Origin of the sequence: Rhodococcus sp. YH1 (assembly GCF_009939605.1) — a bacterium.
In the GTDB taxonomy this organism is placed as follows: Bacteria; Actinomycetota; Actinomycetes; order Mycobacteriales; family Mycobacteriaceae; genus Rhodococcus; species Rhodococcus aetherivorans.
Window position 1 is genome coordinate 33,234 of record NZ_WVTE01000043.1, and the last position, 11,604, is coordinate 44,837.

At 72.3% G+C, this 11,604-nt stretch carries 11 protein-coding genes; 3 read left to right on the forward strand and 8 right to left on the reverse strand.

All coding sequences use genetic code 11. The features are described 5' to 3' along the window. Positions 1 to 145: 145 nt before the first annotated feature. Complete coding sequence (locus AIIKEEIJ_RS04785; RefSeq protein WP_006939627.1) at positions 146 to 616, forward strand: gamma-glutamylcyclotransferase; 471 nt, start codon at positions 146 to 148, stop codon at positions 614 to 616. Here AIIKEEIJ_RS04785 and AIIKEEIJ_RS04790 read toward each other — a convergent pair. From AIIKEEIJ_RS04790 to AIIKEEIJ_RS04815, 6 genes are all read right to left on the reverse strand, one after another. After that, positions 613 to 1,659, reverse strand: coding sequence for an ABC transporter ATP-binding protein (locus AIIKEEIJ_RS04790; protein WP_050035483.1), 1,047 nt, complete (start codon positions 1,657 to 1,659; stop codon positions 613 to 615). The two genes, AIIKEEIJ_RS04785 and AIIKEEIJ_RS04790, sit on opposite strands and share 4 nt — an antisense overlap. Next, complete coding sequence (locus AIIKEEIJ_RS04795; protein ID WP_170914114.1) at positions 1,656 to 3,110, reverse strand: ABC transporter permease; 1,455 nt, start codon at positions 3,108 to 3,110, stop codon at positions 1,656 to 1,658. The genes AIIKEEIJ_RS04790 and AIIKEEIJ_RS04795 overlap by 4 nt, the downstream gene beginning before the upstream one ends. A 104-nt stretch (positions 3,111 to 3,214) precedes the next feature. Continuing rightward, complete coding sequence (locus AIIKEEIJ_RS04800) at positions 3,215 to 4,255, reverse strand: iron ABC transporter substrate-binding protein (protein ID WP_006939636.1); 1,041 nt, start codon at positions 4,253 to 4,255, stop codon at positions 3,215 to 3,217. Between the two features lie 54 nt (positions 4,256 to 4,309). After that, positions 4,310 to 5,464, reverse strand: a complete 1,155-nt coding sequence (locus tag AIIKEEIJ_RS04805; protein WP_161995065.1) for a M20 family metallopeptidase — start codon at positions 5,462 to 5,464, stop codon at positions 4,310 to 4,312. After that, on the reverse strand, positions 5,461 to 6,621 hold the full coding sequence (locus AIIKEEIJ_RS04810; RefSeq protein ID WP_065923430.1) for a M20 family metallopeptidase: 1,161 nt from the start codon (positions 6,619 to 6,621) through the stop codon (positions 5,461 to 5,463). Before AIIKEEIJ_RS04810 ends, AIIKEEIJ_RS04805 begins: the two co-directional genes overlap by 4 nt. A 34-nt stretch (positions 6,622 to 6,655) precedes the next feature. Continuing rightward, on the reverse strand, positions 6,656 to 7,354 hold the full coding sequence (locus AIIKEEIJ_RS04815; protein ID WP_006939639.1) for an enoyl-CoA hydratase/isomerase family protein: 699 nt from the start codon (positions 7,352 to 7,354) through the stop codon (positions 6,656 to 6,658). Positions 7,355 to 7,419: 65 nt separating this feature from the next. Here AIIKEEIJ_RS04815 and AIIKEEIJ_RS04820 point away from each other — a divergent pair, with 65 nt between their 5' ends. Then, on the forward strand, positions 7,420 to 8,232 hold the full coding sequence (locus AIIKEEIJ_RS04820; protein ID WP_006939640.1) for a purine-nucleoside phosphorylase: 813 nt from the start codon (positions 7,420 to 7,422) through the stop codon (positions 8,230 to 8,232). Further along, complete coding sequence (locus AIIKEEIJ_RS04825) at positions 8,229 to 9,704, forward strand: phospho-sugar mutase (RefSeq protein WP_161995066.1); 1,476 nt, start codon at positions 8,229 to 8,231, stop codon at positions 9,702 to 9,704. The genes AIIKEEIJ_RS04820 and AIIKEEIJ_RS04825 overlap by 4 nt, the downstream gene beginning before the upstream one ends. A gap of 68 nt (positions 9,705 to 9,772) precedes the next feature. On the opposite strand, the gene AIIKEEIJ_RS04830 is transcribed toward AIIKEEIJ_RS04825, so the two are convergent. Then, the gene (locus tag AIIKEEIJ_RS04830) at positions 9,773 to 10,468 is read right to left on the reverse strand and encodes an MspA family porin (RefSeq protein ID WP_006939646.1); all 696 of its coding nucleotides are present in this window, start codon (positions 10,466 to 10,468) and stop codon (positions 9,773 to 9,775) included. A gap of 379 nt (positions 10,469 to 10,847) precedes the next feature. Next, a complete protein-coding gene (upp, locus tag AIIKEEIJ_RS04835) occupies positions 10,848 to 11,471 on the reverse strand; it encodes a uracil phosphoribosyltransferase (RefSeq protein ID WP_050035488.1) in 624 nt (207 codons plus the stop codon). Positions 11,472 to 11,604 lie beyond the last annotated feature (133 nt).

An 11,604-nucleotide genomic window follows, 5' to 3' on the forward strand; every position in this document is an offset into this window, starting at 1 on the left:
TCGGTCCGGGTGTGCGGGCGCCGGGGTTGCCGAACGTCCGCAGACACGCTATGCCACCGGCCCCGTCCTGCGCACGCGGACTCGGCCACGCAGCGGCCAGCGCCCCGTGTCCTGCGCCGGACGGTCAGCCATTAGCCTGTACCCCGTGCCGATCTACGCCGCCTACGGCTCCAACATGCATCCCGAGCAGATGCTGCAGCGCTGCCCGCATTCGCCGATGGCCGGAACCGGCTGGCTCCACGGCTGGCGGCTGACGTTCAGCGGCGGCGACATCGGCTGGGAGGGTGCGCTCGCCACCGTCGTCGAGGATCCCGACTCGAAGGTGTTCGTGGTGCTGTACGACGTACCCGACGAGGACGAACGCAGCCTCGACCGGTGGGAGGGCTCCGAACTCGGCATCCACCGCAAGATCCGGCTGCGCGTGGACACCGACGACGGTCCCGTGCTCGCCTGGCTGTACGTCCTCGACGCGTACGAGGGCGGCCTGCCGTCGGCCCGCTACCTGGGCGTGATGGCCGACGCCGCCGAGATCGCGGGAGCCCCCGCCGACTACGTGCGCGACCTGCGCACCCGCAACAGCCGCAACGTCGGGCCGGGCCGGCCCGACAGCTTCTAGTCCCCGGCCGGCCGGTCCGGGTAGAACGGCACGGGGACGCCGACCCGCAGCGTCACCGGATCCCCGGCCTGCACGTCGTGCGACGCGGCCCGCTGCGCCCGGATCGTCTGCCCGGCGCCGGTCACCCGCACCTCCGTCAGTGCCCCGCCGAAGGCGATGTCGAGCACGGTGAACTTCGACGGCTCGTCGGCCGCGGCGACCTGCACCTGTTCCGGGCGCACGAGCACGTGACCCTTGCCGTGGGCCGGGGCGGCGAGCGGGACCGCACCGATCACCGTGTGCGCGCGGTCGCCGTCCGCATCGGCGTCGAGCACGACCGAATCCCCCACGAATGCGCCCACCTCGAGCGTCGCGGGCCACCGATAGACCTCCTCCGGGGTGCCCACCTGGGCGACACGCCCGCCGAGCATCACCGCGACCGTGTCCGCGATGGCCAGGGCCTCGGCCTGGTCGTGGGTGACCAGCACGGAGGCGACCTCCTGGTCCCGCAGCAGGGCGCGGACCTCGGCGCGCAGACTGGCCCGCAGCCCGGCGTCGAGGGCGCTGAACGGCTCGTCGAGCAGTACGACGGACGGGTTCGGGGCCAGCGCCCGCGCCAGCGCGATGCGCTGCTGCTGGCCGCCGGACAACTGCGACGGCTTGCGCTGACCGGTGCCGGCCAGGCCGACCAGGTCGAGCAGTTCCGCCACGCGGCGGTGCCGGACGGACTTCTGCCGCACCATCGATCGCCACGTCGGCTGCACCAGCCCGTAGCCGACGTTGCGCGCCACGCTCAGATGCGGGAAGAGCGCACCCTCCTGCGGCACCAGCCCCACCCCCCGGCGCTCCGGCGGCAGAGCCGTGAGGTCGCGTCCGTCCGCGACGACGCGCCCCGCGCTCGCCGGGTGCAGACCCGCGACGACGCGCAGCAGCGTGGTCTTGCCCCCGCCCGAGGGCCCGAGTACGGCCAGCAACGCGCCTCGCTCCACCGTCAGCGAGACGTCGCTGACGACCTCGGTCCGCCCGTACCGGGCGCATACGCCCTCGATGGAGAGCCCGCTCATTCCTCACCGCCACTTTCCGCATCGACCCGGCCCCGCAACAGTCGGCCCAGCACCAGCGACGGCAGCGCGGCGATGAGCACCAGGATCGCGGCGTACGGGGCCGCCGAACCGTATTCGAGGGTCTCGGTGTACTTCCACATCCGTGACGCCAGGGTGTCCTCCCCGATCGGCACGAGCAACAACGTCGCGGGCAGTTCCTTCGCGATGGTGAGGAACGCCAGCGCCGCGCCCGCCACGACACCGGGCGCGGCCAGCGGGATCATCACCCGGACGCCGGTCCGCAGCCGTCCGCTGCCGAGGGTCGCGGACGCGTCCTCGAGGCCGAGCGGGATCGAGGCGACGGCCGCGCGGATCGACCCGACGGCGAGCGGCAGGAACAACACCGCGTAGCCGATCACGAGCATCGGGGTGTGCTGGTACCACTGCGGCAGCAGCCGGATACCGAAGAAGACCAGAGCCAGACCCACGGTGATGCCGGGCAGCGCGAACCCGACGTAGGAGGCGCTCTCGGTGAACCGCGCCACCGGCGAGGTCGAACGCGCCGCCAGGGTGCCCACCGGCAGGGCCAGCGCCGTCGTCAGCAACGCCCCCAGGGCCGCCACCCACAGCGTGTACGTCGTCGCCGTCCAGATCCCCGCCCAGTCGATCGCCGCCTGCTGCGAGAACCACAACCAGCGCGCAAGTCCGGCCAGCGGCACGCCGACGCTCACCACCAGCACGACGGCGAGGAACGCCAGGGCTGTCCACCGCTGCCCGCCCAGCGGCACGGCCGCGGCGGCTCGTGGGGCGCCGGAACCGACGCGCGCGGTGGCCCCGCGGCGCACCCGGCGCTCGGAGACCGTCAGCGCGACGGCGAGAACGACGAGCACCAAGCCGAACACCGCGGCCGGGGTGCGGTCGAGCAGCCCCCGGTAGCTGCCGTAGATGGCGAGGGTGAAGGCCTCGTACCGCATCAGCGCGACGGCGCCGAAGTCGCTGAGGGTGTACAGCGCCACCAGCAGGCCGCCGGCCGCCGCGGTCGGCCACACCTGACGCAGGGTCACGGTGAGCGTGGTGCGCAGCCGGGACCGGCCGAGGGTGCGGGCCACCTCCTCGAGTCCCGGATCGACCGAGGCCAGCGCGGCGGACACCGGCAGGTACACGTACGGGAAGCTCGCCGCGGTGAGGACCAGCGCGGCCCCCGCGAAACCCGCGAGGCCGGGGAACTGGGCGATGTAGACGAAGCCGGACACGTACGACGGGATGGCGAGCGGAACACTCAGCGCCAGGGCGAACCACCGCCGGCCGGGCAGGTCGGTGCGTGCCGTGAGCCACGCGGCGGTGACGCCGATCACGAGGCAGGCGACGGTGACGGTGAGCGCGAGAATGCCGCTGCGCCACACCAGATCGAGGGTGCGCTGCCGGAACACCAGCGACCACACGCGGTCGGGGCCGTCTGCGAACGCACGCATGACCAGGTGTGCCACCGGGGCGAGCGCGAACACCGAGACACCCAGCGCAGCCAGCGTGAGAACGGGCCGGCTGCGCCGGGTGGGACGGAGAGCGGCGAGCTGGATCAGATGAATCCCAGCTCCTGCAGCAACGCCTGGGTCTGCTCGAGCGAGGCGAGTTCGGCGAGTTCGATGTCGGAGTTGCCGATCTCCGACAGCGGACGCAGCTGGTCCTTGGTCTCGACGCCCTCGACGACCGGGTACTCGGCCGTCTCGTCGGCGAAGTAGGCCTGGGCCTCGGGCGAGAGCAGCGCGGCGACGAACTGCTCCGCCTGCTCCTTCTGGTCCGTGGTCTTCAGCACGCCGGCCCCGGCGATGTTCACCAGCGCGCCCGGATCACCGGCCTGGAAGTAGTAGACCTGCACGTTCAGGTTCTCGGCACCGCGCTCGTCCGCGAGGCCGTACCAGTAGTAGTGGTTGGTCAGGCCGAGGGTGACCTGGCCGGTGTCCACACCCTCCATCAGCGGGCCGTTGCCCTCGAAGGCCACCGGCTCGTTGGCCTTGAAGGCCTCGAGCCAGGCGCGGGCCCCGTCCTCGCCGCGCGCGACGCGCAGCCCGGTGACGAACGCCTGGAACGACGCGTTGGTCGGGGCGAAGCCGATCTGGCCCTTCCACTTCGGGTCCAGCAGGCCGTCGATGCCGGTGGGCAGATCCTGCGGCTGCACCTTCTCGTCGTTGTAGACGAGCACGCGGGCGCGCGCGGAGGTCGCCACCCAGGTGCCGTCGGCGGCGCGGTAGTCGGCGGGAACCAGCTCGGTCACCGACGCCGGCAGCGTCTCGAGCAGCCCCGCCTGGTCCAGCAGGCCGAGCGCACCGGCGTCCTGGGTGAACACCACGTCGGCCGGCGAGGAGCCGCCCTCCTCGACCAGCTTTCCGGTGATCTCGGGGGTGCTGCCGTAGACGACGTCGACCTCGAAGCCGAGGGTGCCCTCGAGCTGGTCGATCAGCGGCCCGACCAGGTTCTCGCTGCGCCCGGAGTACAGGGTGAGCGCACCGGTGGAACCGCCCTCGGACTCACCCGATCCCGAGTCGCTGCCGCACGCGGCCAACACGGCGGCGACGACCCCGGCCGACAGTACGGCGACAGCTCTGCGTCGAAAATGCATCCGGACCTCCTGGCGTGAGCGACGACTCACAGGCAACGTACAGGTTGTGCAAGCCTAACCTGATCCCAGGACCAGGTTCGTCATCACCCGTAGGCCGACGGCCAGGGCCCGCTCGTCGAGATCGAAGTCGGGCTGGTGGATGTCGAGCTTCGGCCCGGTCCCCCGCCACACACCCAGCCGGGCCATCGCCCCCGGAACCTGCTCGAGGTACCAGGAGAAGTCCTCGCCGCCCCCGGACTGCGGGGTGTCCGCCAGCGCGTCCGGGTCGATCGCGCGCACCGCGTCCTCGACCATCCGGGCCGACACCTCGTCGTTGACGACGGGCGGCACACCGCGCCGGTAGTCCAGCTCGTAGCTCAGGCCGGTCGGCGCGAGCAGACCGTGCACGATCTCGCGCACCATCGGCTCGAGCAGCTCCCACGTCTCGTGGTCGCCGGTGCGGACGGTGCCGGTCAGCATGCCGGTGCGGGGAATCGCATTCGCGGCCTTGCCCGCCGTCACCGCGCCCCACACCATCACCGTGCTCGTGCGCGGGTCGATGCGCCGGCTGAGCATGCCCGGCAGCCCGGTGATCACGGTGCCGAGCCCGTACACCAGATCGCCCGTCAGGTGCGGGCGGGAGGTGTGCCCGCCCGGCGAGTCGAGGACCAGCTCGACCGTGTCGGCGGCCGAGGTGATCGCCCCGACCCGCACCCCGACCCGGCCCGCCTCGAGCCGCGGATCGCAGTGCAACGCGAAGATCCGGGCCACCCCCTCGAGCGCGCCCGCGGCGACCACGTCGAGCGCGCCGCCCGGCATCACCTCTTCGGCCGGCTGGAAGATCAGCCGCACACCCACCGGCAGCTCGGGCACCGAGTGCAGCGCCAGTGCCGTGCCGAGCAGGACGGTGGTGTGTGCGTCGTGCCCGCAGGCGTGTGTCACGCCCGGCACGGTGGAGGCGAACGGCAGGCCCGTCAGCTCCTGCATGGGCAACGCGTCCATGTCGGCACGCAGGGCGATCCGCGGGCCCTCGGGGCCGAGATCGCAGATCAGGCCCGTGCCGCGCGGCAGCACCTTCGGTTCGAGCCCGGCGGCGGCGAGCGTGCTCCCGACGAACTCGGTGGTGGCGTACTCCTGACGGGCCAGTTCGGGATTGGCGTGGATGTGCCGGCGCCACGCCGACAGGTCGTCGGTGTGCTCGCCCAGCCACTTCTCGATGTACGGGTTCATCGGCGCGCCACGTTCTCGAGCAGCCGTGCACGCTGCGTGGGATCGGTCGCCGCCCGGGCCGCCGTCGCGGCGAGCGCGCGGGCGCCGTCGAGGACGGCGAGGTCCGCCGAGGCGGTGACGCACGCGGCGGCGAACGCCGCCTGGTGGGTCACCGCCCCACCCGAGTCGAGACCGATCACCGGGTGGATACCCGGCACCACGTTCGTCACGTTTCCCATGTCCGTGCTGCCCAGCGGGCGCGATCCTTCCTCCTCGACGGGCAGCGGCGTGCGCCCGAGACCGATGATCTCCTCACGATAAGCCCGGACCAGCCACGGGTCGGGAGTCAGTTCGGTATAGGTCGGCGACACGGTGCGGATCTCGTGCGTGCAGCCGGCGGCGAGAGCCCCGGCGGCGAAGCAGTTCCCGGCGCGCTCGGACAGGTCGGCGAGGGAGTCCGCGGTCGTCGCCCGCAGGTAGTACAGCAGTTCGGTGTGCGCGGGCACGATGTTCGGGGCGGTGCCGCCGTCGCTGACGATGCCGTGGATCTGCTGGCCGGGCAGCAGATGCTGACGCAGCAGGCCGACGGCGACCTGCGCGACGGTCGCGGCGTCGGCGGCGTTGCGGCCGTATTCGGGGGCGGCGGAGGCGTGCGCCTCGCGACCGGTGTAGGTGACGGCGATGTCGGCGAGGGCCAGCGACGTCGCCCCGGTGATGTCGAACGGGCCCGGGTGCACCATCAGGGCCATGCCGACGTCGGCGAACACGCCGCGCTCGAGCATGAGCACCTTGCCGCCGCCGGTCTCCTCGGCGGGCGTGCCGATGACGCGGACGGTGATGCCGAGGGCGTCGGCGACCGCGGCGAGACCCAGGCCCGCGCCGGCGGCGGCGGCGGCGATGATGTTGTGCCCGCACGCGTGCCCGATTCCGGGCAGGGCGTCGTATTCGGCGCAGATGCCGACGACGAGTTCCCCGCTGCCGAACCGGGCGTCGAACGCGGTGGGCAGATCGGCGATCCCGGTGCGGACCTCGAATCCGCCGCCGCGCAGCAGTTCGACGATCTTCGCGGCGCTGCGGTGTTCGTCGAAGGCCAGTTCCGGCTCGGCGTGGATCGAATGCGACAGGGCGATCAGGCCGTCCGACGCAGCCTCGATCGCCCTGTCCGCATCGCTCGTCACCCGCTCAGTCTGGCACGGGCGGAACGAGGGCACCTCACCCGAGGCGGAAGTTCGACTCGTCCGTCTTCGTCTCGAGCGCCGCGATCAGCGGCGCGTGCAGACCGCGCTTGATGCCCGCCAGGTTGGCACCCCGGGTGCCGGTCAGGGCGGCAGCCCGCTCGACGGCGGCGGCCAGCACGGTGTCGCCGTCGACGGCGCGATCGACGATGCCCGCCGCGAGGGCGTCACCACCGCCGAACCGGCGGCCGGTCGTGGTCGCCTCGACCGCGGCCTGGATCGGCAGCCGCTCGCGCAGCAGGGCGGACATGCCCACGGTGAACGGCATGTTCAGCGACACCTCAGGCAGGCACCAGAAGCCGCGATCGGCCCGCATCACGCGGAAGTCGTGGGTCAGCGCGAGCATCGCACCGGCACCGAACGCATGGCCCTGCACCGCCGCGACGGTGGCCGCGGGGAAGGTGAGGATCCGCCCGTACAACTCGTGGACGGAATCGAGGTAACCCGGCAGCCCGGGGAGGTTCCCGAAGATCCAGTCGGTGTCGAGGCCGTTGCTCCAGAACTTCCCGGTGGCCGCGGTGACGAGCGCCGCGGGGCCGTCGTGCGCGACGACCTCGTCGAGCAGCGCGTGGACGGCGGAGAGCCAGTCGGGGTGGAAGCGGTTCTCGGTGTCGCCGCCGGAGCGGTCGCCGAGGTGGAGGACGAAGACGTCGCCGTCGCGTTCGAGGTATGGCATGCGGAGAGGATAGCGCCAGAACCTACCGGTGAGTAACAACACGGTTGGCGCTAGGGTCGACCGACATGGGAGCACCCGACGCCATCGCCGATCCCCCTGCCGAGGCCGCCCGCGCCGCCGCGGCACTCGCCGAGCGCACCGGCGTGCCCGAGCACTCCGTCGCGGTGGTGCTCGGCTCCGGCTGGCGCGCCGCGGTGGAGCGCTTCGGCACGGCGGTCGCCGACGTTCCGATGAGCGAACTGCCGGGATTCGCCCCGCCCACCGCCGAAGGACATTCGGGCACCGTGCATTCGGTGCGGGTCGGCGAGACCCCGGTGCTGCTCCTCGCGGGCCGCACCCACGCCTACGAAGGGCACGACCTGAGCCGCGTCGTGCATCCGGTGCGCACCGCCGTCGCCGCCGGCGCGCGCACCGTCGTGCTCACCAACGCCGCCGGCGGCATCCGGCCCGATCACGCGGTCGGTCAGCCGGTCCTGATCTCGGACCACCTCAACCTCACCGGACGCTCGCCGCTCGTCGGCGCCCAGTTCGTCGACCTCGTCGACGCCTACTGCCCGAGGTTGCGCGCCCTCGCCCGCGAGATCGACCCCACCCTCGGCGAGGGCGTGTACGCCGGCCTGCCCGGCCCGCACTACGAGACCCCCGCCGAGATCCGCATGTTGCGCACCCTCGGCGCGGACCTGGTGGGCATGTCCACCGTCCACGAGACCATCGCCGCGCGTGCCGCCGGCGCCCGGGTCCTCGGCATCTCCCTGGTCACCAACGCCGCGGCGGGGATCACCGGCGAGCACCTCGACCACCACGAGGTCCTTGCGGCGGGACGGGCCGCCGCCACCCGCATGGGCGACCTGCTGCGTGAGCTGGCGGGCCGGCTGTGACCCTGCGCTTCGGCACCGCCGGGCTGCGCGGCCCCGTCGGCGACGGCCCGGACTGCATGAACGAGGACGTGGTCGTCCGCACCACCGCGGGCCTGGCCCGCTGGCTCGACGCGCGCGGCTCCGGCGGCGGCACCGTGGTCGTCGGCCGCGACGCGCGCACCGGATCGGCCGAGTTCTTCGCCGCCGCCACAGAGGTTCTCGCGGCCGCCGGTTTCGACGTCGTGGCGTTGCCGCGCCCGCTCCCGACCCCGGTGACGGCGTACGCCGTGCGGACGCTCGACGCGGTCGCGGGTGTGCAGATCACCGCGTCGCACAACCCGGCCACGGACAACGGCTACAAGGTCTACACCCGCGGCGGCGCACAACTGGTCGAGCCGGACGACCGGGAGATCGAGGCGGCGATCGACGCCGTCGGCGACGCGGCGTCGGTGCCGCGCGTCACCGTCGCACCCGCGGGGGACGAACTGGTGGCACGGTATCTCGCGCGCGTCGCGTCGCTGCCGCGCTCCGCGGCGCGGGAACTCCGCGTCGCACTGACGCCGCTGCACGGCGTCGGCGGGGAGACCGCGGTGGCAGCCCTGCGCGCGGCCGGCTTCGGCGACGTGCATGTCGTCGACGCACAGTTCGCGCCCGACCCGCGCTTTCCCACCGTCGAGTTCCCCAACCCGGAGGAGCCGGGGTCCGCCGACGCCCTGCTCGCGCTCGCTGCCGAGGTCGGCGCCGACATCGCCGTCGCCCTCGATCCCGATGCCGACCGGTGTGCCGTGGGCGTCCCCACGCCCGACGGCTGGCGGATGCTGCGTGGCGACGAGACCGGGGTGCTGCTGGGCGACCGGATTCTCGCGGGGGCCCCGCGCGGTGCACTGGTGGCGACGACGATCGTCTCCTCGTCCCTGCTCGGCAAGCTCGCCGCCGCGCGGGGCGCCCGCTACGCGCAGACCCTCACGGGCTTCAAGTGGCTCGCCCGCGCGGGCGACGGGCTGGTGTACGCGTACGAAGAGGCCCTCGGACACTGCGTCGACCCGGATGCGGTGCGCGACAAGGACGGCATCGCCACGGCGATCGTCGTCGCGGACTACGCCGCGGAGCTGAAGGCCCGGCGGCGCACGCTCGTCGACGCTCTCGACGCCCTGTACCGCGAATTCGGGCTGCATCTCGGCGATCAGGTCTCGATCCGGGTGACCGACCTCGCGCGGATCGGGGCGATCATGAGCCGGCTGCGGTCCGCGCTGCCGGCCGAACTCGCCGGGGAGCCGGTCACGGCCACCGACCTCGCGACGGCGGCCGGCCCGCTGCGCACGGACGCGGTGGTACTCGAGGGGGCGTCGGTGCGCGTCGTGGTGCGGCCCTCGGGCACCGAGCCGAAGCTCAAGTGCTATCTCGAGGCGGTCGCCCCGGACGGTGACCGCGGCGGCGCGACGGCGCGCCTACGGGCGTTGCGCGCGTGGGCATCCGCGCTGAGCGACGGGTAACCACGCACGTCGGTGCCGGCGGTGCCCGCGTGTCGCGGTCACAGCCGGCACCGGAGCGACGACGATTCTCAAAGGCGGTGCGGCACCCCGTATGTGATGACGGTGTCGTTGTTCGAGGTGACAGCCCTGGCGTACGGGCGGATCGTGACCGGGCCGAGCGCTCCCGAGACCGAGCCGTGGACTCCCGCGAGCCGGACGGTCGCCGCCCTGCCGTCGAACTCCATGTCCTGGACGAATGCCACGTCGGTGATGCCGCCGGGCGCAAGATCGACCTCGATCTCCTGGGAGGGGATGATCGAACCGCCGATCGTCGCGCCGGTGCTCGCGTCGAGCCCGAGCGCGAACTCGGGGGCGAGCTCGACGCCGATGCCGAACTCGTTGCCAACCTCCCAGTCGAGGCTGGGGGTGTTGATGTGCACGATGGCACCGTTGAGGGCGACGGGATAGCCGATCTGGTATCCGATGGTCAGTTTGGTGTCCTGGAAGGAATCCGCGTCCGGCCCGGTGATGTTGACCGATACGACCTCGTCGTGGAAGAACTCGAAGCTGACGGGCGAGCTGTCGAGCGGCGGATAGGACTGGATCGACGTGTCGGCCTGGAGCACTTCGATGGCGTTGTTGTTGCCGAGGGGCAGCGTCCGGGCATTGTCGACAGCGGCTCCGGCACTGCCGGACCCCACCACCATGCCCAGCACTGCGGCCGCACCGAGTGCGGTGGCCCGGGCGCACTGTCGAAACCTGTTGCCGGAGAAGGTGTTGATCATCGAGCGGACCTCATTTTCGTGGACGGTCGAGGGCAGTGGACGAACCAACCGATCTCGGCGAGCGTAACCACAGAAGCCCCGTCCGGAAGGCGAGTTGATCATCTTCGCCGAAACGAGACGGAATCGGCCGGACACACCGCCGCTCCGGACCGGACCCCCTCACGTCCGGCACCGCGACCGGAATCTCTTCCTGTCCTGCGGTTTCGCGGGTTCCGGGCCGGATGCCGGCGAGGCGCGCAATGCCGCGGAGCCGACCCGCACCAGATCCCAAAAGAAACTCTATTGTAATCCTGTCACACAACAGACAAAGAGGACATACAAGACTATCTCGGCGCCGATGCGGATCGCTGGTGCGGCGCAAGCGGATCCGCGAGCCGCCTCAGCGAGGTCCGAACTGGCGGTCGCCGGCGTCCCCGAGTCCCGGGACGATGTACCTGTCCTCGTTGAGTCCCTCGTCGATCGTCGCGGTCACCAACCGGACCGGATGACCGGAGTCGGCGAGCGCCGCCACCCCCTCCGGGGCCGCGACCACGCACACCGCGGTGACGTCGGTTGCTCCGCGCGTGACCAGCAGCTCGATCGTGTGGACCATGGAGCCGCCGGTGGCGAGCATCGGGTCGAGCACGTAGACCGGCAGGCCGGACAGGTCGTCCGGGAGCGACTCGAGGTACGGCACCGGCTCGAACGTCTTCTCGTCCCGGGCCAACCCCACGAAGCCCACGCGCGCCTGCGGGATCAGCGCGTGCGCCTGCTCCACCATGCCGAGCCCCGCGCGCAGCACCGGCACCAGCAGCGGGGGCTGCTGCAGGCGCACACCGGTCGTGCTCGCGACGGGCGTGCGCACCTCGAACTGCTCCACCGGGGCGTCCCGGATCGCCTCGTAGATCAGCATCTGGGTAAGCCGGCGCAGCGCGTACCGGAAGGCGGCGTTGTCGCTGCGCTCGTCACGCAGGGTCGTGAGGAGAGCGGCGGCGAGCGGATGGTCGACGACGAGCGAATCCATGCCGGAAGGATAGAACGCGGCCACCGTGTGCCTGCCGCCGAGTGGGGCCGCGGACCACCCGCCCTCGGGCGGCGATCGACGGTCCGTGCCTGCCGGGTTCTCCGTCGCGGTTCTCCGTCTCGGCGCGAAGCCC

Bases quoted from the DNA above. Each gene is read 5' to 3' on its own strand.
- AIIKEEIJ_RS04790 (WP_050035483.1), bottom strand. From the start codon at position 1,659: ATGAGCGGGCTCTCCATCGAGGGCGTATGCGCCCGGTACGGGCGGACC.
- AIIKEEIJ_RS04795 (WP_170914114.1), bottom strand. From the start codon at position 3,110: ATGCGTGCGTTCGCAGACGGCCCCGACCGCGTGTGGTCGCTGGTGTTC.
- AIIKEEIJ_RS04800 (WP_006939636.1), bottom strand. From the start codon at position 4,255: ATGCATTTTCGACGCAGAGCTGTCGCCGTACTGTCGGCCGGGGTCGTC.
- AIIKEEIJ_RS04805 (WP_161995065.1), bottom strand. From the start codon at position 5,464: ATGAACCCGTACATCGAGAAGTGGCTGGGCGAGCACACCGACGACCTG.
- AIIKEEIJ_RS04815 (WP_006939639.1), bottom strand. From the start codon at position 7,354: ATGCCATACCTCGAACGCGACGGCGACGTCTTCGTCCTCCACCTCGGC.
- AIIKEEIJ_RS04820 (WP_006939640.1), top strand. From the start codon at position 7,420: ATGGGAGCACCCGACGCCATCGCCGATCCCCCTGCCGAGGCCGCCCGC.
- AIIKEEIJ_RS04830 (WP_006939646.1), bottom strand. From the start codon at position 10,468: ATGATCAACACCTTCTCCGGCAACAGGTTTCGACAGTGCGCCCGGGCC.
- upp (WP_050035488.1), bottom strand. From the start codon at position 11,471: ATGGATTCGCTCGTCGTCGACCATCCGCTCGCCGCCGCTCTCCTCACG.